Annotated in this window: 21 protein-coding genes; 11 read left to right on the top strand and 10 right to left on the bottom strand. The window is 49.2% G+C overall.

Going from position 1 to position 25,726, the window contains the following annotated elements; all coding sequences use genetic code 11:
* Window positions 1–2: 2 nt before the first annotated feature.
* The 5 genes from OM416_RS26710 to mglC all read left to right on the top strand — a co-directional run bounded on the left by OM416_RS26710 (window position 3) and on the right by mglC (window position 6,800).
* Window positions 3–1,796, top strand: coding sequence for a sensor histidine kinase (locus tag OM416_RS26710; RefSeq protein WP_264934545.1), 1,794 nt, complete (start codon window positions 3–5; stop codon window positions 1,794–1,796).
* Entirely contained in the window at window positions 1,777–2,949 is a 1,173-nt protein-coding gene (locus tag OM416_RS26705; RefSeq protein WP_264934543.1) for a substrate-binding domain-containing protein, read from the top strand. Before OM416_RS26710 ends, OM416_RS26705 begins: the two co-directional genes overlap by 20 nt.
* 174 nt (window positions 2,950–3,123) lie before the next feature.
* Complete coding sequence (locus tag OM416_RS26700) at window positions 3,124–4,185, top strand: galactose ABC transporter substrate-binding protein (RefSeq protein WP_264934541.1); 1,062 nt, start codon at window positions 3,124–3,126, stop codon at window positions 4,183–4,185.
* A 74-nt stretch (window positions 4,186–4,259) separates the two neighbouring features.
* Entirely contained in the window at window positions 4,260–5,765 is a 1,506-nt protein-coding gene (locus tag OM416_RS26695) for a sugar ABC transporter ATP-binding protein (RefSeq protein WP_264934539.1), read from the top strand.
* A gap of 15 nt (window positions 5,766–5,780) precedes the next feature.
* The gene (gene mglC / locus OM416_RS26690; protein WP_036606383.1) at window positions 5,781–6,800 is read left to right on the top strand and encodes a galactose/methyl galactoside ABC transporter permease MglC; all 1,020 of its coding nucleotides are present in this window, start codon (window positions 5,781–5,783) and stop codon (window positions 6,798–6,800) included.
* Between the two features lie 280 nt (window positions 6,801–7,080).
* Here the strand turns inward: mglC and OM416_RS26685 are convergent, their stop codons facing one another.
* Window positions 7,081–7,416, bottom strand: a complete 336-nt coding sequence (locus tag OM416_RS26685) for a hypothetical protein (protein WP_264934536.1) — start codon at window positions 7,414–7,416, stop codon at window positions 7,081–7,083.
* A 259-nt stretch (window positions 7,417–7,675) separates the two neighbouring features.
* On the opposite strand from OM416_RS26685, the gene OM416_RS26680 reads away from it, so the two are divergent.
* Window positions 7,676–9,247, top strand: coding sequence for an ATP-binding protein (locus OM416_RS26680; protein ID WP_264934534.1), 1,572 nt, complete (start codon window positions 7,676–7,678; stop codon window positions 9,245–9,247).
* Between the two features lie 614 nt (window positions 9,248–9,861).
* On the opposite strand, the gene OM416_RS26675 is transcribed toward OM416_RS26680, so the two are convergent.
* The 3 genes from OM416_RS26675 to OM416_RS26665 form a co-directional block, all read right to left on the bottom strand.
* Window positions 9,862–11,685, bottom strand: coding sequence for an ABC transporter ATP-binding protein (locus tag OM416_RS26675; RefSeq protein ID WP_264934532.1), 1,824 nt, complete (start codon window positions 11,683–11,685; stop codon window positions 9,862–9,864).
* Window positions 11,678–13,462, bottom strand: a complete 1,785-nt coding sequence (locus tag OM416_RS26670) for an ABC transporter ATP-binding protein (protein ID WP_264934529.1) — start codon at window positions 13,460–13,462, stop codon at window positions 11,678–11,680. The genes OM416_RS26675 and OM416_RS26670 overlap by 8 nt, the downstream gene beginning before the upstream one ends.
* A 103-nt stretch (window positions 13,463–13,565) precedes the next feature.
* On the bottom strand, window positions 13,566–14,000 hold the full coding sequence (locus OM416_RS26665) for a MarR family winged helix-turn-helix transcriptional regulator (RefSeq protein WP_264934527.1): 435 nt from the start codon (window positions 13,998–14,000) through the stop codon (window positions 13,566–13,568).
* 193 nt (window positions 14,001–14,193) lie between these two features.
* On the opposite strand from OM416_RS26665, the gene OM416_RS26660 reads away from it, so the two are divergent.
* The 3 genes from OM416_RS26660 (at window position 14,194) to OM416_RS26650 (ending at window position 16,625) form a co-directional block, all read left to right on the top strand.
* Window positions 14,194–15,132, top strand: coding sequence for an NUDIX hydrolase (locus OM416_RS26660; RefSeq protein ID WP_264934525.1), 939 nt, complete (start codon window positions 14,194–14,196; stop codon window positions 15,130–15,132).
* A gap of 91 nt (window positions 15,133–15,223) precedes the next feature.
* Complete coding sequence (locus tag OM416_RS26655; RefSeq protein ID WP_264934523.1) at window positions 15,224–15,709, top strand: NADAR family protein; 486 nt, start codon at window positions 15,224–15,226, stop codon at window positions 15,707–15,709.
* Entirely contained in the window at window positions 15,702–16,625 is a 924-nt protein-coding gene (locus OM416_RS26650; RefSeq protein ID WP_264934521.1) for a TIGR02452 family protein, read from the top strand. Before OM416_RS26655 ends, OM416_RS26650 begins: the two co-directional genes overlap by 8 nt.
* Window positions 16,626–16,750: 125 nt before the next feature.
* On the opposite strand, the gene OM416_RS26645 is transcribed toward OM416_RS26650, so the two are convergent.
* The 6 genes from OM416_RS26645 to OM416_RS26620 all read right to left on the bottom strand — a co-directional run bounded on the left by OM416_RS26645 (window position 16,751) and on the right by OM416_RS26620 (window position 23,220).
* Window positions 16,751–17,701: an iron-hydroxamate ABC transporter substrate-binding protein gene (locus OM416_RS26645; RefSeq protein WP_264934519.1), complete on the bottom strand. Its 951-nt coding sequence runs from the start codon at window positions 17,699–17,701 to the stop codon at window positions 16,751–16,753.
* Between the two features lie 60 nt (window positions 17,702–17,761).
* Window positions 17,762–18,778, bottom strand: a complete 1,017-nt coding sequence (locus OM416_RS26640) for a FecCD family ABC transporter permease (RefSeq protein WP_264934517.1) — start codon at window positions 18,776–18,778, stop codon at window positions 17,762–17,764.
* 2 nt (window positions 18,779–18,780) lie between these two features.
* Window positions 18,781–19,752 (bottom strand): FecCD family ABC transporter permease, encoded by a 972-nt coding sequence (locus OM416_RS26635; RefSeq protein ID WP_264934775.1) that lies wholly within the window; start codon window positions 19,750–19,752, stop codon window positions 18,781–18,783.
* A gap of 201 nt (window positions 19,753–19,953) precedes the next feature.
* Window positions 19,954–21,687, bottom strand: coding sequence for an AraC family transcriptional regulator (locus OM416_RS26630; protein ID WP_264934514.1), 1,734 nt, complete (start codon window positions 21,685–21,687; stop codon window positions 19,954–19,956).
* 33 nt (window positions 21,688–21,720) lie between these two features.
* Entirely contained in the window at window positions 21,721–22,470 is a 750-nt protein-coding gene (locus tag OM416_RS26625) for an ABC transporter permease (RefSeq protein ID WP_264934512.1), read from the bottom strand.
* A gap of 9 nt (window positions 22,471–22,479) precedes the next feature.
* Window positions 22,480–23,220, bottom strand: a complete 741-nt coding sequence (locus OM416_RS26620; protein WP_264934510.1) for an ATP-binding cassette domain-containing protein — start codon at window positions 23,218–23,220, stop codon at window positions 22,480–22,482.
* 230 nt (window positions 23,221–23,450) lie between these two features.
* On the opposite strand from OM416_RS26620, the gene OM416_RS26615 reads away from it, so the two are divergent.
* Window positions 23,451–24,452 carry a Gfo/Idh/MocA family protein gene (locus OM416_RS26615; RefSeq protein WP_062837377.1) on the top strand — a complete coding sequence of 334 codons (1,002 nt, stop codon included), beginning with the start codon at window positions 23,451–23,453 and terminating at the stop codon, window positions 24,450–24,452.
* A gap of 21 nt (window positions 24,453–24,473) precedes the next feature.
* Window positions 24,474–25,097, top strand: coding sequence for a pyroglutamyl-peptidase I (gene pcp / locus OM416_RS26610; protein WP_264934506.1), 624 nt, complete (start codon window positions 24,474–24,476; stop codon window positions 25,095–25,097).
* Window positions 25,098–25,726 lie beyond the last annotated feature (629 nt).

Below are 25,726 nucleotides of genomic sequence, written 5' to 3'. Positions count from 1 at the left end.
CCATGGGACTTCAATTACGCTCCCGGCTGCGTTCGTCCAGAGTCAGCAGTATCCGCTTTATTATTACGTGGTCCTTCTCTGTCTTCATCGTTCTGGTGCTGACCATCATGGCGATGCTCCTGCATGACAAGTTCACGCAGGCTGCCGAGCGAAGTGCGGAACTGACGACGAGACAGATTGTGGATCAGGTCAGTTATAACCTGGAGGATTACGTCCGCAGCATGTCGCATCTGTACCGTGCCATTGAGGAACATATGCTGCGTGACGGGACATGGGAAGGGGAACAGGTAGACAAACAGCTCGATACACTGCTTAGTAGTCGTGAAGACATCATCTCGATTACTCTGCTCGATTCCACAGGGCAATTGCTCAAGAACCGACCTACAGCCGAATTAAAACCGAGTGCCCATGTGACACAGCAAGGGTGGTTTCAGTCTGCGCTTCGTGTGCCGGATCACCTGAGTTTCTCGTTACCTCATATTCAGAACATGTACACAGGCCCATACAAATGGGTCGTTTCCATGAGCAAAGGCATAACGATACGGCAAAATGGTCAGGATCGGCAGGTTATCCTGCTGGTCGATATCAATTTCAAACAGATGGATGAACTGAGCCGTCGCGTCAGTCTGGGGCAACGGGGATACGTGTATATCATCGATGAGAGTGCGGGCAATATCGTGTACCATCCGCAGCAGCAATTGATGTATATGGGACTCAAAAGCGAGAATATCGAACAGGCTTTGGTAGCTTCCGGCAGTTACGAAGATGAAGCAGATGGACAGAAAAGGCTGAATACCGTGAAGTCCGTTGCCAACATTGGATGGAAAATTGTCGGTGTTGCCTATTTGGATGAGATTATGACCACGCGACAGGAAGTGAACGGATATCTCATTCGTGTACTTGTCATTGTACTGGTACTGGTCATTCTCGTATCGCTGTTTCTTTCCTCCAGTCTGACTCGTCCGATCCGGCGAATGGAACGCAAGATGAAGGCCGTGGAGCGTGGGGATTTCAACGTGGAGTTGCCTATTGAAGGGCCGCTGGAGGTGGAACGTTTATCCCGTCGCTTTAATCTGATGGTCAATAAAATCCGAACCCTGATGGATGAGATCATCCATGAGCAGGAACAGAAACGGCGTCTGGAGCTGGAGGCTTTACAGGCGCAGATTAATCCACATTTTCTATATAACACGCTGAACTCTGTGGTGCGCATGGTAGGCATGAGCCGCAATGAGGAAGTGATCACGATGATCACGTCTCTTTCGCGCTTGTTTCGTATCAGTCTCAGTCAAGGCAAAACGATTATCACGATCAGGGAAGAGCTGGAGCATGCGCAGCATTATTTGACGATTCAACAGATGAGGTTCAAGCGCAAATTCAACTTTACGATTAAGGCCGATGATGCGCTTCTGGATTGTCTGACATTGAAGCTGGTGCTGCAACCCCTGATTGAGAACGCCATTGTTCATGGCATCGAGTACCACATGGACGAGGGATGTATTGAGATCGATGTCTATCGCGAGGACAACAAGTTGGTATTTCGTATTACAGATAATGGGGTCGGTATGACGGAAGAACAGATGGCAGGGTTATTAAGTGGCAGTCCGGTTGTCAAAAGCGGTGCAGGATCAGGCGTAGCGGTACGCAACGTACATGATCGAATTCGGCTTTATTACGGGGAGGCATACGGCCTTGAATTTGCAAGTGAGCTGGAGGAAGGCACCACGGTCTGGATGCGGATCCCCATTCAATCGCAGCAGAAGGAGGGCGAGCCTGATGACGGACAACCAAGTTAATAGGAATGATGCCGATCGCGTTGAAGGATTGAACATCGGTGCGTTTTTGAAAAAGGTTGGTGCGAGCTTCCCTGGAATTCGGAAACGTCGATGGTTAACTCTGACAGCCGCAAACTGCTGTCTGCTGCTATGCGCTGCCTGTGGCCTATCGAGTCCCGATGCTACGGCAGTACCGCCACGTATCGCGCTGATTACGCCAGCTGGAACAGGGGAACTTGCGGAAGCCATCCGGCTTGGTGCCGAAGCGGCTGCCAAAGAGAACGGGGCGGAACTGATGACCGTGGAGGCATACCCTTCCGATGGTAATATGTACACGCCTGCCATTGCGGACTCCGTGGGTAGTCAGTTACAGGTCAAGCAGGCCAATGCGGGCCATGGAACGTTGTCTCGCAGTATGCGGGAGCAGGCTCAGGTGGAAGCCGCGGCATTGGCTCTGAAGCAGGGCGCATCAGCTCTATTAGTCGATCCTTTGAGCGAGAAGGCGCTTAGCGACATTGTTCAGGAGGCGCAGGCAATGAATTCCGATGGAACCATCGTTCCGGTCATTGTGCTTAATGATGAATTTCCCGTGAAAGGCATCACCAGCGTGATCTCCATGGATAATGTGGAGGCTGGACGGCAGGCAGGGCAGGCCATGGCGGAGCTGCTGGAAGGGAAAGGGCGTGTTGCCTTGTTGGGTCCGGACCCTCTTAATTCTGGTTTGATTCAGAGAGAGCAGGGGGTTATGGAAGCCTTGGTCCAATATCCTAACATTCAAGTGGAACCCAAATCGATATGTAATACCCGGGATGGATGTTGGCAGACTGCGAAGCAATTGCTGGATCAGCAGCAGGTGGATGGCTTCATTACTCTTCAGGAACCGGCTTCACTGGGAGCAGCCGATGAACTGAATCGACGCAAATCTGCGGACAAGGTAAGGATTGTTGGATTCGGCAGTGAACAACAGCAACTGGAGCAATTGCAAGAAGGGGTCTTCGATCATCTCATCGTCCAGAATGGATATAGTGCAGGTTATCTGGGGTTGAATCAAGCCGTTGCGCGGCTGAACAATCAACAGGTACAGGCTAGAGTCCTACTTGAGACGAAGCTGGTTAGCACCGACAATATGTTCTGGATGGATAACCAGAAGCTGCTGTTTCCTTTTGTACAATGAACCAATGCTGGAATGAGTGCCGAAACGAATGCTGAATGATGAAATTAATCCATTTTCTTAACTTGAGGAAGATTTCGATAAAACAGGTGAAGATATTGTATTCGAATTTAATGTAAACCCTTCATAATAAAGACATCGGTAAAGCCGAATGAACTTGGGGGAGGTCATTAGGATATGAAGAAAACGTGGATGACACTGTTAATTACGGCATGTATGGTTGTGGCGGCGGGTTGTAGCAGTGGTGGAGACAGTGCAGGTGGAAGCACGGGAACGGATACAGGAGTCCAGACAGCAGCTGGGACGGAAACGCCCAAGATTGGTGTCGCTATCTACAAATTCGATGATACGTTCATGACGGGTGTACGTAATGCGATGACCGCAGCAGCGGAAGGCATTGCGACCCTCGATATCGTGGATAGCCAGAATGCACAACCGACACAGAACGAGAAAGTCGATCTGTTTGTATCCAAGAAATATAATGCAATGGCTGTGAATCCGGTAGACCGCACGGCGGCGGGTGTCATCATTGACAAGGCCAAGGCGGCGAACATTCCGGTGGTGTTCCTCAACCGTGAGCCGGTAGCGGAAGACATGAACAAGTGGGATAAAGTGTACTACGTAGGAGCGAAAGCGGAGGAGTCGGGTACGATCTCTGGACAGTTGATTGTAGATTACTGGAAAGCACATCCGGAAGCGGACAAAAACGGGGATGGCAAACTGCAATACGTCATGTTGAAAGGGGAACCGGGTCACCAGGATGCAGAGCTTCGGACCAAATATTCGGTTCAGGCGATCCAGGATGCCGGTATCGAAGTGGAAGCACTGGCGGAAGACACGGCAATGTGGGACCGCGTGAAGGGGCAGGAGAAAATGCAGGCGTTCCTTGCTTCCCATGGTGACAAGATTGAAGCCGTGCTCGCGAACAATGATGATATGGCGCTTGGAGCTATTGAGGCATTGAAAGCAGCCGGATACTTCAAGGATGGCAAATCCATGCCGGTGGTAGGTGTGGATGCAACAGCTCCGGCTATTCAGGCTCTACAGGATGGTACGATGCTGGGTACGGTGCTTAATGATGCCAAGAATCAGGGTGCAGCTACGGTGGCCTTAGCTTCCGTTCTTGCCAAAGGTGAGACACCAACGAAGGAAAATACCAAATACGATATTACAGATGGTAAATACGTCTGGATTGCCTACAAAAAGATTACAAAAGACAACATTGCCGACGCCCAATAACAGCACGAGACAGGGACGTCCGTCATTCGGGTAGCGTCCCTTTTTTGCCGGTCATATGGAAGGGAGGAACCAAGATGCAGTCACCTTACCTGCTGGAGATGAATGGAGTTTCCAAAGCATTTCCGGGTGTGCAGGCACTAAGTCAGGTCACATTGAAGGTGAAGCCGGGAACGGTTCACGCTTTGATGGGAGAGAATGGAGCGGGGAAATCCACGCTTATGAAATGTCTGTTCGGCATGTATCGCCCGGATGAAGGAATCATACGCATCGAAGGGAAGGACGTGGATATTCCGAATTCCAAAGCGGCACTTCAGCATGGGATATCCATGATTCATCAGGAGCTGAATCCGGTACCGCATCGTCCAGTGATGGAGAATATCTGGCTGGGTCGTTTTCCGATGAGGGGAATTCTGGTGGACGAGAAACGCATGTATACCGATACACTGGCGCTATTCAAGGACTTGAACCTGGATATTGATCCGAAGGCTCAAGCTGGAACACTGTCTGTCTCCAAGATTCAATCCATGGAAATTGCCAAGGCGGTCTCTTTTCAATCCAAAGTCATCGTCATGGATGAGCCAACTTCCTCCCTGACGGGGAAGGAAGTGGATCAGCTCTTCGCCATTATTAATGAACTGCGCAGTCGCGGCGTGTCCATAATCTACATTTCCCACAAGATGGAGGAGATCCTGACGATCTCGGATGAAGTGACGATCATGCGTGATGGCTTCGTTGTCGGGACTTGGGATGCTGCGGATTTAACGACCGATCTGATTATTACGCGCATGGTTGGTCGTGATCTGGACGAACGTTTCCCGGAACGAACGAACGTACCCGGTGAAGTGATATTGAAAGCGGATGGCCTGACATCGAACCAGTCCAAATCATTTCGTGATGTATCCTTTGAGCTGCGAAAAGGTGAAGTGCTCGGCATTGGTGGCCTGGTTGGAGCACAGCGGACAGAACTGATGGAGTCCTTGTTCGGACTGCGCGGACTCGCTTCAGGTACCATCTCCATTCATGGGCGCAAGGTGAAGATTAACTCCCCCGCAGCAGCAAAGCGTCATAACATCGCGTTGCTCACGGAAGAACGAAGGGTCACGGGGATTTTTCCGGTGTTGTCGGTGTATGAGAATACGATTATCGCCAGTCTGGGGCGCTACCGAAATCGCGTAGGCTTACTGGACGAGAAAAAGGGCCGTGAAGAGGCACGTGAACAGACGCAGAAGTTCAGAACCAAAACCCCTTCAGTTAACACGCTGATTCGAAACCTGTCTGGCGGTAATCAGCAGAAAGTTCTGCTGGCTCGCTGGTTGCTGACCGACCCGGAGATACTGCTGCTGGATGAACCGACACGTGGAATCGATGTAGGGGCTAAATTCGAGATATACACCATTATTACGGAACTGGCTCGTCAGGGCAAAAGCATTATTATGATTAGCTCTGAGATGCCAGAACTGCTGGGCATGTCGGATCGCATTATGGTGATGAGCGAAGGGCGTCTCACCGGAATCGTGGACGGAGCCGAGGCAACCGAGCAGGATATTATGAGGCTGGCCGCGCAGCAGCGGATGGCTTAGTCAGGAGGAAAACAGATGAACACACAGATGATCAATCAAGTGAAACAATATGTTACACAGCGCGCCATCTTTATCGTACTGATTCTGCTCATCATTGGGATTGCTATTGCCGATCCGAATTTTCTGGCCTTCTCCACACTGCGGGACATCTTACAGCAGTCCTCCACACGGGCCATTATTGCGCTCGGTGCAGCCTTTATCCTCGTCACGGGCGGGGTCGATCTGTCCGCTGGACGGGTGGTTGGACTGACGGCTGTCGTATCGGCATCGATGTTGCAAATTGATGAATATGCAAATCGCTTCTTCCCTGATTTGCCTCAGTTGTGGGTGGGTCTACCGATCCTTGTCGGGATTACCGCAGGTCTATTCGTGGGATTGGTGAATGGACTCATTGTCGCCAAATTGCATGTACCGCCTTTTATCGCAACGCTGGGTACGATGGTAGCCGTGTATGGACTGAACTCCATTTATTTTGATACGGAACCCAACCAATCGCAGCCGATCGGAGGCTTGAGACCCGACTTCACCGTCATTGGCTCTGGCTACATTGATCTGGGCGGTGGGTATTCCATTCCTTATATCGTATTGATTGCTATTGCGGTGGCTTTAATCTGCTGGGTGATCTTTAACAAAACCCGGCTCGGCAAAAACATGTATGCCATCGGTGGCAACATTCAGGCAGCACATGTATCCGGGATTCATGTGGCTCGCAACCTGGTTGCCCTGTATGCCATTGCGGGTGCATTGTATGGTCTGGGTGGTGTGCTTGAGGCAGCACGAACAGGCGGAGCAACCAACAATTACGGTAACATGTATGAGCTGGATGCGATTGCCGCATGTGTGGTAGGTGGCGTATCAACAGCGGGTGGTATTGGTACGGTGCCTGGCGTTATGGCGGGTGTCCTGATCTTCGGGGTCATTAACTATGGTCTGACGTTTATCGGTGTGAGTCCATACTGGCAGCTGATTATCAAAGGATTGATCATTGTTGCTGCGGTGGCTTTTGATATCCGTAAGTATATGGCGAAAAAATAAGATTAACGTGAAAAGGTTACACCGTTGTACTCCGAGTGCAGTACCATCTTCCGATCGCCCTTATCCCCTGATTTTCTTGATTCCCTATATTAATAGGGGAAAATCCGGTGATAAGCGTATGCTTCCGATGTAGCTTTCTTCTAGAAAGCTTTAGGCGAACGCTCTCGCTTCTTCAGATTGGTTCTACACTCTACGTTATGGTGTAAAAATTCCATTCATCTTATATGGAAAAGCAGCAAAGAAGCCAGCCCTCGGGATATAGAGAGCTGGCTTTATTTGTTTAACCATTGACCATCCAATCGATAACGGGGATAACTGGTCCAATAATACATAAGAGCAGCATAAATCCGGCGACGTTATAAGATACACTTGTGCCAAAATGTGAACGATTTTTTTTGGCGATCAAGAAGGTCGGAATCCAGAAAAGGGCTGCTACCACAAAAGGAATGTGAAGTCCCTGAGTTCCGTTGCTATAGATAGGTATGTTTATTAAGTTGAACAGGTAATGGCTGATCATAAAATTTGTTTTGCCCCATTGGAAGTTAAAGGCGAGGCCCATCAATAGTACGAGTAGAGAGAGCGTTCCGAGGCCAAGTGGTTTTCGTTGTGTTGTCATGTAGTTTCCTCCATAACTAAGATTTTATCCTAAATTCATCCATTAATGTATTGTATCACAATGATGATCGATGCGTAGAGGAATTGTTTCACTTTTTCCTATTACAATTCATGCATATGTCCTATTGCCTTCATAATTTATACATTTATGCGAATTTGACAAGCCTCCACTAATCGACAACATCAGCTAATCATACTCGATATAATACATGTACATAAGTTGTTAGATATGATTTTTATGTCAAAGGGGGCGAGGCTATTTGCTAGGTTATTCGATAAAAATGGTGATATTCCCACTAGGCTGTCTGCTTGTCATTCTGTCCTCTTATGTTCTAGAGCTTACCCCTCATCCGGAATTCATGTTGTTGGCGGGGACCTTATTGGTAGCAAGTATCTATGGGGAGAGAAGATATCCTGTGCTGCGGAAGTTTCATTGGATTTTTCTCGGACTATTCCATTATTTCAGTCAACTGAACTGGTGCAACATGCTGTATTATATGCTCATCATTTCGGTGATTCAGGATAAACAACGCGTAGCACAGACTTTACCGATCTCACTGCTGCTCATGCTGCAATATACGGTGATTCGGCTTTCGTATGTGCCTGTAGATACATATGCTTTGCTGGTTTCATTATTTGACCTGTTAACCTCGGTTGTTATCATTTTTTTGTATCATACCTTGAGCAACAGTGAGGTTGAGAAGCGTCGGCTCCGGGAAAAAAATCGGTTTCTGACCCTCCATGATCCGCTTACCGGATTGTTGAATTACGAAGGTTATATGGAGGTGCTGCATAAGACGGTGGAAGAGCGTCGCTCTTTTCTGCTTGTCCTTTTGAATGTCAATAATTTTAGCGGATTTAAAAAAGATTCAGAAGATCCCTGGTGTTCCGTGATCACGGGTACAGGCGAAATGATAACTAATCAGTTCACCGATGCGTATGGCATATCCCGATATGCGGGAGATCGGTTTGCGGTCGTTTTGCCTGAGATACAGGACGTGGAAGAACGAATAGCATCACTACTGTCCGTTCAGCTTCAAGGCCTACAGGTGAGCTACAGCATCTCTCTCTACCCGGAAATGTCGGATACCTTGCAGCACTTTATGACGGTTGCCGAGGACAGGTTACTTCAACAGCAGCGCAGCAAATGGCTGAAAAATGAAGAGGAGGTCTTCCGCTCGGAAAGGCTACGAGCTGTAGGGGAACTGGCCGCGGGTATGGCTCACGAAATTCGGAATCCACTCACCGCAATTCGGGGATTTCTGCAGCTGTCACGCGGACAAGCATACAATATCGCCCCGTGGTATGAAGTGATTATGGGAGAGGTGACGAGGGTAACCGACCTGACGGCCGAATTTTTACAGTTTTCCAAACCACATGCCAATCACATGAAGCCGGAACAGTTGGGGCACTGCCTTGAACGTGTCATGTCTTTGACCGAGTCAGATGCGGCATCTCGAGGGCATCGAATTACGCTCGAAATGACTAGTGAGCCAATCGTGGTCAACATGGACCGGGATAAAATCGTGCAGGTATTGATCAATCTGATTCGTAACGCTTTTGAAGCGATGGAAGACCCCGGCGAGCTTCATATGCATTTGTTGCAGGACGGGGACGTGGTACTCGTCTCGATTACAGATACAGGAAGCGGAATTCCGGAAAATTCGCTATCCACGATCTTTAATCCATTTTATACGACCAAAGAAGAAGGAACAGGACTCGGACTTGCACTCTGCCAGAAAATCGTTCAGGACCACAACGGTAAAATTACCGTCCATAGCGAAATGGGGGTGGGTTCCACGTTCACACTTCATCTGCCAATGGAGACGTAACTGGTATAACAGGATCAGAAACAGCAACAACTAAATCATTAAACAAAAAAACGCCGTATGGGTCCTGGTCCTGGAGAACCCCATACGGCGTTTAGTATTTCGATTAAACTATTGGGTAGTCGATTTTCTAAGGAACATAGGACGTCTTATTTGGCCTTCAGGTCCTTACTTTAATTTGTAAGGAACATCAGACACGTTATGTCTCCAAATCTCATGAAAAAAACGCTGAAAATGGCTGTTTATTCGGATATAACGTGGCTCAGGTTCCTTAGATTTCTGAGCGAGCTTCAAAAGCTTGAATAAGATGCCTCAGATTCGTTAGAGCTCGCCCGCATATCTGCTCCAACCGCGAGCGAGAAGACTCCTCCGGCCTGCACCAAGCGGAAGGATTCCTCTGTCCCGCACCAAGCGGGGAGATTCCTCCAATCCCGCTTGGTGCGAAGTGCAGTTTTTCATTTGGAATGGAAATATCCGCTTTTGTGGCGTATTGATCCCTTGCTCGTACATGAAGGACATGTCCTCGTACGTTCAGGATTACAGCGCACTTGCTTGCCCCGGTCGCGCTAAGGTCCGCTTCGGCATTCAGTAGCTTTGCAGACACGCTTTAGTTCGACTTATTTTAGTTGTCCCTGATGTAACTGATAGTAGAATCCTTGTTGTTGCATCAACTCGTCATGGTTGCCTCGTTCAGCGATCTGTCCATCATCAATGACGAGAATCTGATCGGCTTCACGAATCGTGCTCAGTCTGTGGGCGATGACAAAGCTGGTACGGTCTTTCATTAAAGTGCGCATCGCTTCCTGAATGTGCATCTCCGTGCGCGTATCAATGCTACTCGTTGCTTCATCCAGAATAAGAATGGCCGGATCAGCCAGAATTGCCCGGGCAATGGTCAGCAGTTGTCGTTGTCCCTGACTCAGGTTGCTTCCCCCGGAAATGATGGGTGTGTCGTAACCTTGTGACAGTTTTCGAATGAACGAATGTGCATTCGCCAGCTCAGCCGCTTGCCTGATCTGTTCATCGGTTGCGTCGGGCTTGCCGTAGGCGAGATTGTCGCGAATGGTACCCGAGAACAGGTAGGCATCCTGAAGTACAATGCCTAGTTGCCGACGGAGTTGATCCTTCTCCAGTTCCGAGATGTCACATCCATCGATGGTAATCCGTCCGCCTGTAATCTCGTAGAAACGGGGTAACAGGTTGATAATGGTTGTTTTGCCTGCGCCGGTGGGTCCAACAAGTGCAATCATCTCACCAGGTTTTGCAGTAAAACTGACCTTCTTAAGAATGTCTCGCTCCGCACTGTATCCGAAAGAGACGTCTTCAAATACAACTTTACCTTGAATCTGATCCAGTTGTTTCTTCTGTTCCTCCGCATATTCGCCAGGTGTATCCATGATGTGGAACACGCGTTCAGCACCTGCAATTGCAGCCTGAATTAGATTGTACTGATTGGCCAGATCGTTGAGCGGCCGCTCAATCTGGCGGGAGTAAGCGAGAAAGCTGACGATGAGTCCGATGGACGTCAGATCATGATAAGCCATCCATCCACCTACAGAAGCCAGAATGGCAAACCCGATATTGTTCATCACGTTCATCGTAGGTCCAACCAAACCCGAAACGGTCTGGGCCTGTGTGCTGGATGTGCGCAGTTTCTCGTTCAAATTCTCAAAATGTTGATGTGCCTGATCCTGACGGTTATAAGCCGCTACGACTTTTTGTCCAGCAATGGTTTCTTGAGCATACCCATTAAGCTCACCAAGCAATTTCTGCTGGGCGGTAAAGTGTTTACGTGTTCTTGACGCGATCAGGTGAGTGGCGATGGTGATCAAGGGTACAGTCACCAGACTGAGCAGGGTAAGCCGTACATCAAGTGCAAACATGATCGATAAGGAACCAACGAGCAGGATGGCACTGGACATCAATTGGGTTACGCTTTGATTCAGCGTTGTAGATACGTTATCGATATCATTGGTCGCCCGGCTCATCAGGTCCCCGCTTTGATTTTTATCAAAAAAGCTGACAGGCAGCTCTTGTAGTCGGGAGAACAACGCATGTCGCAGATCTTTGACGGTCAGTTGGGACACACCAATCATGACATAGGATTGAGCCCACATCAGGAGTGAGCCAAAGACATACACACTCAGCAAAAGAAGACATTCCTTCAACAAACCCGCTGTTACTTTGGGCACGATATGTTCGTTAACGGCACGGCCGAGAAGGTAAGGTCCTGCCAGATTAAGCAGTGTTCCGAGAGCCGTCAGCACTAATGCAGCGATAACTCCTTTGCGATGACGTCCCATGTACGACCATACCCGAATCAGGGCGTGACGAGCATTTTTGGCTCTGACTTTGGGAACAGGTCCTCTGCCCGCTGGTCCGGGTCTTCCGATGGGAGGCACGACCGTTTGTTGTATGGAGGAAGATGCAGGTTTAGCCAAATTGAACATCCTCCTTCCGTTGCTGCGAATAATAGATCGCCTGGTAGTGTGATGAATGAGCCATAAGGTCATCATGTGTGCCTCTGGCAACGATCTGTCCTTCATCAATGACATATATACAGTCTGCATCCTTCACGGAGGAGATCCGCTGTGCAATCAAAAAGGTCGTGCTTTCTTTCATCAAGGATTGCAAAGCCTTCTGAATGCTCGCTTCCGTACGCAGATCCACGGCACTTGTGCTATCATCCAGAATCAGTACTTCTGGCCGCATTAGCAGGGCGCGTGCAATGGATATACGCTGTTTCTGTCCACCGGACAGATTGACCCCGCGCTGACCCAGCTCCGTGTCATACCCATCTTTCAGTTTCATAATAAAATCATCCGCTGCCGCAGCTTGTGCCGCAGCACGTAATTCAGCATCTGTTGCACCGGGCCGGCCGAAACAAATGTTATCCCGGATGCTGCCGCTGAACAGGATGGATTCCTGTAGCACAATGGACACACGGCTGCGAAGATCCTGAAGATCCCAGTGGCGAACGTTAACTCTATTCACGAGCACTTCACCCTGCGAAGCATCATACAGACGGGGAATCAGCTGCACCAGCGAGGTTTTGCCTGAACCTGTTGAACCGATCAGGGCCACTTTCTCACCCGGGCGAGCCTTCAGGTTAATGCCGGTGAGTGCATGGTCTCCGTCATAACGGAAAGATACGTCTCTGAACTCTACTTGACCAGCTGCGCGCGAAGGAAGGGGAGACGGTTGGTGTGAGGACTGCTCACGTTTAGACTGGTGTGACTGTACATTTCCTGAGTTGTCGGTTCCCGATTGGATATCCGGTTCCGTATGTAACACCTCGTTGATCCGGGCAGCAGATACTTTGGCGCGGGAGAAACTCATCATCATCATGCCAATCGACGTGAGGGACGAGAGTACAACCGTGACATAGTTGATAAAAGCAATCAGATCCCCGGCGGCAATATCGCCTCCCACTACCTGGAAACCTCCGAACCACAGCACCGCTACAATAGTAGCGTTCAGCATCAAGCTGAGAACGGGTGCATTCAGCGTTACAATGCGCCAGGCTTTTACGGCAGTTGACGTGTAATCTTCGTTGGATTGCTTGAAGCGCTTTTTCTCCAGACGCGCACGTGCAAATGCCTTGACGACACGGATGCCAGCAAGATTTTCCTGAAGAACGGCATTGACCTGATCGAGCTTGCTCTGAACGCTGGCGAACAGCGGATAGGAAGCTTTTATCAGGATAAATAAAATAATAAACAGTACCGGTACAGTCGCTATAAGAAGGAGTGCGAGCTTCACACTGATCGTAAACGCCATGATGATACTACCGATGATTAGCATCGGCGAACGGATAAACATCCGCAGCAGCATCTGTACAAAGGTCTGCATCTGGGTAATGTCACTCGTCAGACGAGTGATCAGAGATCCTTCCTGAAACGTATCCAGATTACGGAAGGAGAAGGTTTGAATATGGTCAAACAGTTCCTGGCGCAGATCCGTGCCGTATCCAACGGCAGCCTTACTTGAATAGAGTGTACAGCCTGCGCCACCGACCCAGCCAATTAACGCAACAAGTAGCATGATCAGACCTGTAGTCACGATATGAGACAGGTTGCCTGCAAGCACACCATCATCCACAATACTGGACATCAGCTTGGGCTGGAGCAGGTCCATGGCAACCTCAAGTACCATGAGCAGCGGGGCAAGGATCGCCGCCGACTTATACGGGGTCAAGAATCGTTTTAACGTCCACAATAGGAAATCACCTCAATCTTCATAGCATAAGTGAATCAATTCCATCATACCTTTGGCTGCTTCAATCCAGTTGTTGTTAGCGCTATCGCGAGTGTGCATCACCTCAAGAATCACGCAGGTTTTGGAGCATACGCTGTGCGAGTGCAGACATCAACTGGGATTCTTCCGGTGTAAAATCTTTCTCGGCTTGTCGTTCCATCTCCTGAACTACTTCTCTCAGTTCTCGTAGTGCAGAGCGCCCCTGATCCGTCAGGAATACTCGCAAACTGCGCAGATCCTTCGGGTCCGCTTCACGTCTCACATAACCGGACGTTTCCATGCGCTTGAGCATGACGGTTACGGTTGCGGGACTGCGCCGAAGTTGTTCGGCTAGATTTTTCTGGGATTGGCCATCCTCCCGTTCAAGCTGGAATAGCAAAGGGGGTTGCCCTGGGTATAACTCGGGGTGGTTCACAAGTTTCTCATGAACCTTGTAGCGTTTCAGCTTTACGAGTTCGGATAGCTGTCCCATTAACCGATCATTTTGGACTGGGTTCATATCATCCGCTCCGTTCATATCTATTTAGTTAGTCGACTAACTAAATCATAAGTTTGATTTGACATATCGTCAAGTGATGGGAACTCATTTATTTTGAACTGGAAATATTGACCTGAGACAAAATGGTGTGATAAATTGATATTATCTAAATGTTAATAACATATTGTTAATAACAGAATGGGGTTTGTATACGATGACTAACGAAGGTTCATCTGGAGGAAAAGCCCCCGATTACCGGGAGCATCAGGATCACATACATATCAGTGAACAACAGTTTCTCGAAACGTATAATGCTGGCGATTACGAACGTCCTTCGGTTACCGTGGACATGTTGGTATTTACGATACGTAGTGAAGCTCAGGAGAACTATCGTAAGCTTGCGGAACCCGAACTCCAGTTACTGTTGATCCGGCGGGGTGGTCATCCCTATCTGGGCCAATGGGCGTTACCGGGCGGATTCGTCTCCATGCAGGAATCATTGGAAGATGCTGCTCGGCGGGAATTGCTGACAGAGACGGGGCTGGATGATATTTATCTGGAACAACTGTACACATGGGGAGATGTGGAACGTGATCCACGTACACGTGTCATTAGCTGTTCCTACATGGCGCTGGTCGATAGCAGCGAGCTGGAGCTTCAGGCTGGCGATGATGCCAGTGAGGCCAATTGGTTTAGAGTGGAGCAGCGACTTCTGGAAGAAAAGCGGCATATTCACGAGCGTGGACGTGTGACAGAACGCAAGCTTCAGTTGATTTTGAAGAACGGATCAGAGGAATTATCAGCAATTGTTGAGACGAAAGAAACGGTAGAAGGACGAGTACGGAACTATAGTTTGACGTTGGGTGAAGTTCAGGGGATTGCCTTTGATCATGCCAAAATCATTCATTATGCACTTGAGCGTCTTCGATCCAAGATTGAGTACACGGATATTGCATTCAATCTGATGCCGGAAACGTTCACACTGACTGCACTTCAGAAAGTACATGAGATCATCAGTGGCAAAAAGCTGCTGGCTGCCGCTTTCCGGCGTAAAATCGCCGATTGGGTCATTGAAACGGGAGAGTATGCGAGTAGTGCCGGTCATCGACCATCACGCTTGTACCGACTGAACCCGGAGAGGCAGCCACTGTAGACACGGTAATTATTAATGAAGTAGGACGAAGTGATTCAAGCCAGGGGCGGGATCGCTACAACCATGAGGAACAAGTAAAGAGGGGATATGGATGGAAAAGTTTACGTTTTTCTGGCGGACTGCATCTCCGTTCTCACAGTGGCACCCGGCGGATTTTACCGTAAACGGTGTTCACTACACGAGTGCGGAGCAATACATGATGCACCAGAAAGCGCTACTATTTGGCGATCAGACCATTGCAGACAAAATTCTGAAGGCAAGCTCTGCTTCGGTACAAAAAAAGCTGGGCAGACAGGTGTCAGGCTTCAACCAGACTTTATGGGAAGCGGAATGCCAGCGCATTGTCTACGAAGGCAATTTGGCCAAATTTACACAAAACAAAGAACTACTAACCGCGCTGCGCGCCACCCGTGGAACGACTCTTGTGGAAGCAAGCCCAGATGATCGCATCTGGGGTGTGGGACTGGCAGAGGAAGACCCGCGTATTCGTAATAGAAGAACATGGCGGGGAACCAACTGGCTGGGCGAGATTCTGACCCGTCTAAGAGAAGATATAGGAAGTGATTCAGATGAATAATTTTAATAAATCAACAGGCTCTACGAGCTCCAATTCACGTTCCAAGCGGGCTAATATCGCACAGCAGACGTTGGCTATTTTGGATGAAGGGCAATACGTAAATGGGTATGATCGCAAGGTTGAGATAGGTACCGATGTGCAGCAAGCCATCCGCAATTCGGTCTTATACCGTCCAGCAGCATTGTCCGCGCTCAGAGAAAAGCTTCGTACAGAAGCTTACGTTGGAATTCAACCCACGGCCCCATCCGCTGAAGTTGAGGCTGCACCGGTTCACATTGAGGTTACTGGTGAGACTACACTTGGAGCGGCTTCACGTTTGACGGTAGTTGAAGGAAGAGAAGATGTGGTCTGTTTGAACTTTGCATCGGCGAAAAATCCGGGTGGTGGTTTTCTTGGTGGAAGCCAGGCACAGGAAGAGAGTCTGGCCCGAGCGACAGGACTATACCCGTGCATCGCCCAAATGGATGAAATGTACGATTACAATCGCAAGCGGCGATCTGGTCTTTATTCTGATCATATGATCTATTCACCTCGTGTTCCTGTAATCCGTGATGATGAAGACCGACTGCTGGACCAATATTATGTATCATCGTTCATCACTGCGCCAGCCGTTAATGCAGGGGTAGTGAAAGAGCGTAGAGAGGCGGATGATCCACAGATTGAGTCCGTGATGAAGGAACGTATCCGTTATATTCTGGACGTAGCTGCTACGAATGGTCATCGGACGATTGTTCTGGGCGCGTACGGTTGTGGAGTATTTCGTAATGAACCGGCAGTGGTGGCGAAGTATTTTCATGATGTGTTAGTGGGAGAGGGGTTTAAGGATTCCTTTGAACGCGTTATATTTGCTGTATACGATCGGACAGCTGGGCAGCGAACATTAAAGGCATTTCAGGATCGCTTGGCTGGAAAGTAAACAAGTAAAATAGATAATAAAAAAAACCTCTGCTTTGAGGGGAAGAGAGTATAACTAGCTCTGTTCCTGTCTCTAAAGAGAGGTTTTTTGGTATTGTCACACGTTAGTGTGGTGTGTACGGAAACTTACTTCTTGGAGAACATTTCTTTGGCTTCATCCATGGCCATTTTATTACCGATAGATGAATAATCCAGCCAAGGCTGTGCACCAATTGGGTAGACATGACCGGCTTTGACTGCTTTCAGGCCCTGCCAGATCGGATTGTTTTGCAGCTCCTTGAACATGGTCTGGGCTTCATCATCCGAATTCACAACCACAAAGATCGCATCTGCATCATAGTCCGGCAATATTTCACGGGAGACGACTTGATAGGGTTTAGTTGAATCAATATCTGTAATGCCTTTGGCAGGAGTCAGACCGAGATCTTCGTATAAAATGGGACCCATGGGACGGCGCGTACTGAACACACGCAATTCCTTGGCTGTAACACGGATCGCGATTACAGTACCATCAACTCCAATGGTGTCATGAATCAGAGATTTGACTTCTTCCGTTTCGGTCGCGTAGTCCTGAATATATTGCTCGGCTTCTTTCTCACGATTCACAAGTTTGCCAATGTCTTTCAGATGGTCGCGCCATGTACCGTCATCCAGATTGAAGACATGCACCGGGGCAATTTTTTCGAATTTGGCAACATCATCACCAGAGTATTCTTCGTCCAGATAGATCACATCCGGTTTCAGAGCAAGCAGAGCTTCCATATCCGGGTCTTTAACCGGACCAAGCGGCGTTGTATTCTGAAGACGATCAGCAACATGGGACAGGAAGGCCTTAGCTTCGCCACCGATAACGGAACCAACCGGAGTAATGCCCAGAGACAGCAGATCATTGGTCAGATGGATCGACATGGAGGCAATACGTTGCTCGCCCGAACTTGCGCTGTTGTCCTGATTTTCAGTTGAAGTATCCGTGGACGAACCGCCAGAAGCAGATGATGAATTGTTGGCCGTTCCACAGGCTGCGAGTATAAGCACCAGACAGATACTCATGACAAGCATAAGATTTTTCTTTAACATGGGTAGTCACATTCTCCTTGAACATCTCTAGGATGTCTTTATTGTTTTTTATAAAAAAGATCACTTGCTTCGTACTAAAAGGTACAAAAAGTAAGGTGCACCAATCGCAGCAACCACCACACCTGCCGGAATGGCGTTAGGCTGAAAGATTGTTCGCCCGATGGTATCGGCGGTCACCAGAATAACCATACCGATGAGTCCGGCGGCAGGGATCAGATGCCGATGCATCGGACCGACAAGCCTGCGCGCCAGATGTGGCGCTGCCAGACCGATAAAGCCGATCCCACCAGCCATGGACACACTGACGGCTGACAAAGCCACGGCACAGAGCAGCAAAATAACACGCTGGGATCGGACGGGCGTCCCGATACTGGTTGCGGCAGCATCTCCAAGATTGAAGGCATCAAGCGTTTTGGATCGACTCCAAATGTACGAGATACATAACACCACCCAAGGAAGCAACGCTTGCACATGAACCCAATCCCGGCCCCAGACGCTTCCTGCCAGCCAGCGAGCGGCAAAGGAATAAGTGTCTTCATCCAGACGCAGGGATAGATAGAGTGTTAACGCATGGAACCCGGCCGCTACCGCGATTCCCACCAGAATCAGCTTGATGGGTGATACACCATTATGGCGATCATAGGATAGCAGCATGATGATCAGGGCGGCGACCACACTGCCTGCAAAAGCAAACAACGGAATCAGTAAGGCCACAGAGCCATTCATCGTAAAGGAGAAACTAACAAACACTATTAGTCCAAACGCTGCCCCGGCATGCAATCCCAGAATGCCCGGGTCTGCCAGTGGATTGCGAGTGATTCCCTGCAACGCCGCTCCAGCAATTCCAAGTCCTGCTCCGGCCAGTACAGTCACCAGAATGCGAGGCAGTCGGTAATCGAACAATACAATCTGATCATCTGAACTACCATTGCCAAGCAAAGTCTGCAATACAGCCACCGGGGACAGACGAATCGTTCCCGTATTCAGGCTGATCACAATAACAGCAAAGGCGATGCAGAGCAGCGTGACACTAACGATTATTGAACGTTTACCTCGTGAAGGTGCATTGGAATTCATCGTTATAAGGCCCTCCTTTCTTTACGGGCCAGATAGAGGAAGAACGGTACACCGACAAAGGCGACCATAATGCCTACCGCGAGTTCCTCTGGCGGGTTTACGATGCGTGAGCCCAGATCGGCGAGCACCAGCAACACCGCTCCCAGCAGGGAGGACATTGGAATAATAAGCCGATAATCCACACCCACCAGTTTGCGGGAGATATGGGGGATGACCAGTCCGACAAATCCGATCGAGCCTACTGCCGACACGGACACGCCAGCCAGCACAACAACCGCTGCCAGGGCGAGAAACCTCGTCCAACGCAGGTTGATCCCGAGATTAATCGCTACTTCTTCACCGAGTGACATAAGGGATACACGCCGGGCGAGTGGCATGATCAGCACCAGCGTCACGAGCAGCACGGGAAGAATCAGTTTCAGATGCCGCCATTCAATTCCGCCAAACCCACCTGCATACCAGAAGGCCAGATCCTGACTCAGGTCAAAATAAATGGCAACCCCTATGCTGAGCGAACTTAACATGGCGGCAATAACGGCCCCGGCAACGGTAAGCCTGATGGAATTCAAACCACCAGGGGCTGCCATGCCGAGCAGGAAGATAAGCAGTGTGCCCAGAACAGCCCCCAGGAACGATAGAAACATGATCCAGCCGTAAGGCAGTCCGGGCCAAAAGGCAAAGCTCAGTGCTACGACAAAAGTAGCTCCAGCATTGATACCCAGAATGCCGGTATCTGCGAGCGGATTACGCGTAATGCCCTGCATTAAAGCTCCTGCAACTGCAAAGGCAGCGCCGATGATCACCGCAGCAAGGACACGAGGCAGCCGTAGCTCATGAATAATCTGATGTGGCGTCAAAGCCGGATTGTACTGGAATATGGCAGTCCATACCGTTTCCAGCGTCAGCCCTTTGGCACCTAACGAGATTGCGACAAACATACTTAGCAGCAGTACGGCTATGGCAGACAAAAACATCAGGCCAACCGTCACTGCAGATTTTTGTGAATTGGACGGACGATGTGGCAGTCCCGGATGTTGAATACGGGTCACTCCTTTGTTACCAACAACGCATTTCATTGTTATTGATTATCATTATCAATTAGTGATCATTATAAAATCTTAATTCAGGCCCGTACATGGCATAAATTAAGATTTTGAGAATGGACATTTTTTAGATTACAAAAGCGAAGGTTTGTTCGTCAACATAGAGAGCGCTTCATCGAGCTGGATGTTGATGGAATAAGGAGCATATACGACCCATGAGTTCCAGTCGATAAAATGAACCCTTCCGTTTTTTACCGCAGGATGGCTGTTCCATAATGGATTTACAGTCATTTCTCTCCATAGTGTTGCCCGTTCATGCATTGAGCTAATCGCCAGTACCAGCACATCTGCCTCCAGACCATCCCATTCACCTGGTGTGAAGGGTAGCCAGTTGAATCCAACGCCTGGAGATTTGCCAGCCGCTTCGTTCTGGATTAGCTGAGGTGCGGTTAATTGCAGACTGCGGTAAAAGACGTGTCCGAAATTACGGTGACTGTACATCCGTGGACCTTTAGGGGTCAATGTGCCGACGGCAACCGTAATGTCCCCGACGAATTCCTTGATTTTTTTGCGTGCACGCTCTGCCTTACGTTCATGTCGATCCAGCCAATCTTTCGCTGCCTGGGTGCGGTCCACGATGGATGCAATCTTCTGTAGATGACCGAAGACGTCTGTCTGGTTCCAGGGAATGGTGATAATTGGGGCGACATCGCCAATATGTTCCATGGCTTTGGCAGCTGCATTATCTTTGGTCAGAACCAATTCGGGATTCACATCCAGAAAAGCCTGACGTCCCTGTTCCCACGGTTCATAGGCGTGAAAGGGTAGCTTGAGCGATTTGGGCATATGTGGCAGGTTACCCTGGATCTGAGCTGCACAAGGCGTGATGCCAAGTGTCATCAGGTGATCCGTGTATGGATAAGAGAGTGACACGATGTTCCGGTGGACCTGCTTTGAATAGGAAGTTGGCGCATAACCGGCGTGGTTTCGGAAACGCCGGCTGAAATAGAATTCGTCACGGTATCCCACTTCGCGAGCCACATCACGGATACGCAGGTCGGAAGTGAGCAGCAATTCTTTGGCCCGGTTCATGCGCAGATGGGTGATGTATTCAATGGGATTCTTCTGCATGCGGCTCTTGAACAGCTGTGAGTAATAGGATGGGTGCATGCCTGCAAGTTCTGCCAGCTTCTCCAGTTTGATCTCGTGCATGTAGTTTTCCCGCATATATTGCAGAGTTGACCGGAGCCACTGCTCAGGTTCATCTTGTCCTGCCACAACGTCCGTCTGGTCTTCCTGAGGCCAGAGCATATGGAGCAGGTCCGTCAGGAGGAGTTGTGTTTTCAAGCCGGTGTGCGAACCTTCGTTGGTCATCTGTGTAAGTTGTGCAGCAATCCGTTGTATGCCGTAAAATGGCCCCTGGATCCAGCCTGTAACAGGTGAGCTGAGTTCTCGTTCATAGATTCGTCGGGCTTCCGTTTTCTCCGTAGCCCGAAACAGATCGAAATGAATGATATACAGTTCAATCTCATGATCTTCATCACCAATCAGTTCAATTGAAGTGCCTGGAGTGCACAGACAAGCTGATTTGCGAACCACAGGGGATTCGGTCCCATTCGTGGTCAGTGTGCCCGTGAATTTGTGCATATATATGAAGGTGTGATGTGCAAGATCTTTTGTCTGCCAGCGCCATTTCCCACGTGCTGTAACATGCTCCGCCTGACGGAGTTCGATCAGGATATCATTCAGGAATGCATCGAGTTCCGTCCGAGCAGTGGATTCAGTCCCAGGGTCGGAATGGGGCTGCTGGTTTATGACTCGTGGGGTGTTGATACGGTTATGGTCAGTGCCTGGATTGGTTATCATCTTGTAACCTCCTCTCTTGATTGGTTAGATTTATCATAGGGAGCGCAGCCGCATATCCGATGTGAACCACTGCCGGTATGTCATCAAGCTAAGCAGGATGCTGGTAATGGCGGCTGAACTGGTAAAAGCAAATACTATAAGGATCTGGTAACGAACAGCTTCCACCGGATCGGCACCCGCAATAATCATGCCTGTCATCATGCCGGGAAGCTGCACGAGACCTACCGTTTTCATGCCATCAATGGTTGGAATCATGCTGGATTTGACGGAACGTTTCAACACATCCTGAAAAGCACGCCTTGGAGTGGCCCCCAGCGCGAGCAGGGCTTCGATCTCACCTTTGGAGGCTTCGACTTCCCGTTTCATCTGATTTAGAAACAATCCGGACACCACCATGGCATTACCAATGGTCATCCCGCTTAATGGAATGATGTATTGAGTAGTGGGCTCCACAATGTTCAGACCCAACAGTAATCCCATCATTAATAGCTCCGTAACCGTAATAGCAGTGGCAATATACAGGGGAATCCAGCGAAGCCCCTTTCCGCGTTTGCCAGCATTAAAGGAAGCCACAATGATCATGAATCCTACAATAGCAACAATGAGAGCCGGATGATCCGAGTTGAAAATAAATTGAAGTACATATCCGACAAGTAACAGCTGTATAGCGGAGCGAACGGTGCCAATGGCAATATCCTTTTCCAGATCAAGCTTTTGCCAGACTGAGATAAGCATAGTGACCATCACAAAGATAATCGTAAAGCTCAGAGCGATGAGAGACATGGTTTCTCCTTATTCTGCCGAAGGGGCAGGTTGCATAATAAATTGCCGAGCCAGATCCGTATCCGGACGGTTAAAAAATGAAGCTGTGGGCTTACGCTCCAGCAGTGTCTGATTACCCATGAACCAGGTGGTCGTACTGAATGAACGAGCCTGTTCCTGATCATGAGTAACCCAGACGAGGGAAGTACCTTCCTGCTGGCTCCAGTGGGTCAATTGTTCTTCTACAAGCCGGGCGTTCGTCCGATCCAGGGAAGCTGTGACTTCATCCAGCAGCAGGACTTCAGGGCGCAGCATCATGGAACGAATGAGGGAGATGCGTTGTTTTTCTCCGCCAGACAGGTCACCGGCACGTTTGTGGAGATCTAGATTCTCCAGTCCCATTCCCGCAAGCAACCGACGTGCCAAGTCCTGGTCATAAGGCTTTCGGTGAAGCAAGTGCACAGTCTTCAGATTATCCTCCACACTGCCTGCAAGCATGATGGCCTGTTGTGCCACATACGTCATGCGCATACGCCAGGTGCGGGGGTCCAAATCACGATAAGATGTTCCTTTCCAGAGCATGTCTCCTTCATCAGGGACATCAAGCAGGGAGAGAATGCGGAGCAGTGTACTTTTACCTTGACCCGATGCACCGAGAATGGCAATACGTTCGCCTTTGTCGATTGCTGCGTTAACATGTTCAAATAAAATGTGCTGCTCTGTTATACCGATACGTTTAACCAAGCGATCTATGGCTACAAGTGTGGACAAAGTAGAATCGTCCTTTCATCCGTGATCTGCTGATAATCTTAGCAAAAATACTGAAGAATTGAAATGAGAACGAATCTCAGATGAAGGCTCTGTATAAGCTTGTTGAAATTGCAGATCGAAATCATCGTCTGACGTAAGCGTTTCTTTTTGGTAAAATAAAGGGGATAACATGTTGGCCTGATCTGAATCATGAACCTTTTCAACTCAATTTGCAGTAGGGAGGCTTTAATATGACAGAAGTAGTGGGACGGGACAAAGTACGTTGGGGCATTATGGGCACGGGATGGATTGCATCCCAGTTTGCAAAGGATTTGGAGCATGCGGGGAACGCGGAGAAAGCAGCGGTAGGTTCGCGGACAGCGGGAAGCGCAGAGAAGTTTGCAGCTGAATATGGTTTTGCACGCGCTTACGGCTCGTATGATGAAATGCTGCAAGATCCTGAGGTAGATATTATCTATGTGGCAACACCTCATCCTTTACATAAGGAGAATGTAATGGCTTGTCTGGAGGCAGGCAAGGCGGTTCTCTGTGAAAAGCCGTTCACCATGAATGCGCGTCAGTTGGAGCAGCTGGTGGAGACTGCGCGGGAGCGCAAGCTTTTTCTAATGGAGGGTATGTGGACACGTTTCTTGCCACCCATTGAACAAGCCAGAGCATGGATTGCAGAAGGACGGATTGGTGAAGTTCGTTTGGTTCAGGCAGACTTTGGATTCCGTGTGGGCTGGGAGCCAGAAGGCAGATTGCTTAATCCGGATCTTGGTGGAGGCGCGTTGCTGGATGCAGGGGTGTACCCGATCTCCTTTGCTTCGATGATCTTTGGCGAACAGCCCCAGCATGTATGGAGTACGGCCAATATTGGTGAGACGGGCGTGGACGAGCAGTTTTCCGTGTTGTTGTCCTATTCGGAGGGGCGTTCTGCATCACTAAGTGCTGCCATTCGTCTGAACCTCAGCAATGAAGCGGTTATATACGGTACGGAAGGCAAGATTCGTCTACCTTTATTCCTGGCGGGCAAAGAAGCTTATCTGCATGTGAATGGTCAGGACGAGCCCGAGAAGTTCACGGATGATCGAACGTGCATTGGTTATGCTTTTGAGGCAGAAGAAGCGGGACGTTGTATCTTAGAAGGCCGCACGGAGAGCAATACCATTAAACTGGACGAATCCCTGGAAATCATGAAGTTGATGGACACCATTCGGGGCCAGTGGGGATTGCGTTACAAATCGGAGTAAACAGACAGGAGTTGGCGTGTGATGGTGAAGATTCTAATATCCGGGTTTGAACCGTTTGGCGGGGATGCGGTTAATCCAACGGGAGCGTTAATGGAAGCTCTTGCGAACGAGGTAATGGATGGTGCTGAGCTAAAAACAGTACTGTTGCCCGTGCACTTCAATGAATGTGCAGACCTGCTCATCGCAGAGATGGAAGCCTATCGGCCGGATGTTGTCATCGCCTGTGGATTGGCAAAGGGCAGAACGGCCATCACACCGGAGCGGATCGCCGTTAATGTCAAAGACATTCCGCCTGGCTCCTATGCAGATAACCAGGGGCAGCGTCCGGTGGACGAGCCGATTGTAGACGGCAGCCCGGACGGTATATTCTCCACCTTGCCCATACGTGCCATGGTGAATAACATGTCGGAAGCTGGTATTCCGGCTTCCGTATCCAATACAGCAGGCACGTATATATGCAACAACACGATGTACCGGGTGCTGGATCACATTCGAGTAGGACAGCTCCCGATCCGTGCCGGATTTGTACATTTTCCAGCCTCAACAGAGATGGCGGTGTTGCAGCCTTCCGTTCCTTCGCTGCCTATTCCCATGATGCTGGATGCGCTGCAGATGATGATCCGCACGGTTGTGGCTGAATCGTAGGGATGGTCGGGTTCGTCGAGTTGCGGTTGCAGCAGATCGTAGGCGATGGTTGGATGCGTAGACCACAGTTGTAAATGGGAGAGCATTGGGTTGGGATGATGTACAGTAGGGTTTAAGATGACGTGGAGAGCGTGGAGTTGCATGGATTTCTTTCTGCTTTGATCTTGTATTGAGTAGAGTGATAGATATGAGTATAAATATGAAGTTGAATATAAAATAAAAAAGAGCTGTCCCGTCGTCATAAGTCTGACGTTAGGGGACAGCTCTTTCTATTATCATGTGTAGTCCAACATGGTTAGTGGAGGCCACTAGTTTGCAGCAAGTATCTTGATGCAAGTATTTCGCCTAGTTAAAAATCAGACTCGCAAACCGCAAAGCCGAAACCCGAAAACGCAAACTCGAAACACAGTAAGGCTTTTACAAATCTTGCTGGAAAGTAGAGATTTAGCTAAATAGGTGCGGTGGTTTTAAGGGCAGACTCCGATTTATGAGCCTTCTGAATACAACCTTTACTAACCAGAAGTAACCAAACTCTTAAAAAACAAGACGTTAGAACACGACCATCATCCTGGCTAGCTAAAAAGTTTGTCTCCCCGAATGTACTCTATGCAGGACTCTAACGAACCGAG

The sequence above is a fragment of the Paenibacillus sp. LS1 genome, from assembly GCF_026013365.1.
Classification (GTDB): Bacteria; Bacillota; Bacilli; order Paenibacillales; family Paenibacillaceae; genus Paenibacillus.
The sequence above is the reverse complement of the archived record's forward strand: the minus strand, read 5'-3'. Positions and strand labels throughout refer to the sequence as shown.

Excerpts from the sequence above, each read along its gene's own strand:
- OM416_RS26660 (WP_264934525.1), top strand. The coding sequence starts at position 14,194 with ATGACTAACGAAGGTTCATCTGGAGGAAAAGCCCCCGATTACCGGGAG.
- OM416_RS26710 (WP_264934545.1), top strand. The coding sequence starts at position 3 with ATGGGACTTCAATTACGCTCCCGGCTGCGTTCGTCCAGAGTCAGCAGT.
- OM416_RS26700 (WP_264934541.1), top strand. The coding sequence starts at position 3,124 with ATGAAGAAAACGTGGATGACACTGTTAATTACGGCATGTATGGTTGTG.
- OM416_RS26655 (WP_264934523.1), top strand. The coding sequence starts at position 15,224 with ATGGAAAAGTTTACGTTTTTCTGGCGGACTGCATCTCCGTTCTCACAG.
- OM416_RS26705 (WP_264934543.1), top strand. The coding sequence starts at position 1,777 with ATGACGGACAACCAAGTTAATAGGAATGATGCCGATCGCGTTGAAGGA.
- OM416_RS26685 (WP_264934536.1), bottom strand. The coding sequence starts at position 7,416 with ATGACAACACAACGAAAACCACTTGGCCTCGGAACGCTCTCTCTACTC.
- OM416_RS26630 (WP_264934514.1), bottom strand. The coding sequence starts at position 21,687 with ATGATAACCAATCCAGGCACTGACCATAACCGTATCAACACCCCACGA.
- OM416_RS26645 (WP_264934519.1), bottom strand. The coding sequence starts at position 17,701 with ATGTTAAAGAAAAATCTTATGCTTGTCATGAGTATCTGTCTGGTGCTT.
- OM416_RS26625 (WP_264934512.1), bottom strand. The coding sequence starts at position 22,470 with ATGTCTCTCATCGCTCTGAGCTTTACGATTATCTTTGTGATGGTCACT.
- OM416_RS26615 (WP_062837377.1), top strand. The coding sequence starts at position 23,451 with ATGACAGAAGTAGTGGGACGGGACAAAGTACGTTGGGGCATTATGGGC.
- OM416_RS26695 (WP_264934539.1), top strand. The coding sequence starts at position 4,260 with ATGCAGTCACCTTACCTGCTGGAGATGAATGGAGTTTCCAAAGCATTT.
- OM416_RS26640 (WP_264934517.1), bottom strand. The coding sequence starts at position 18,778 with ATGAATTCCAATGCACCTTCACGAGGTAAACGTTCAATAATCGTTAGT.
- OM416_RS26650 (WP_264934521.1), top strand. The coding sequence starts at position 15,702 with ATGAATAATTTTAATAAATCAACAGGCTCTACGAGCTCCAATTCACGT.
- OM416_RS26635 (WP_264934775.1), bottom strand. The coding sequence starts at position 19,752 with ATGTTTTTGTCTGCCATAGCCGTACTGCTGCTAAGTATGTTTGTCGCA.
- pcp (WP_264934506.1), top strand. The coding sequence starts at position 24,474 with ATGGTGAAGATTCTAATATCCGGGTTTGAACCGTTTGGCGGGGATGCG.
- OM416_RS26665 (WP_264934527.1), bottom strand. The coding sequence starts at position 14,000 with ATGAACCCAGTCCAAAATGATCGGTTAATGGGACAGCTATCCGAACTC.
- mglC (WP_036606383.1), top strand. The coding sequence starts at position 5,781 with ATGAACACACAGATGATCAATCAAGTGAAACAATATGTTACACAGCGC.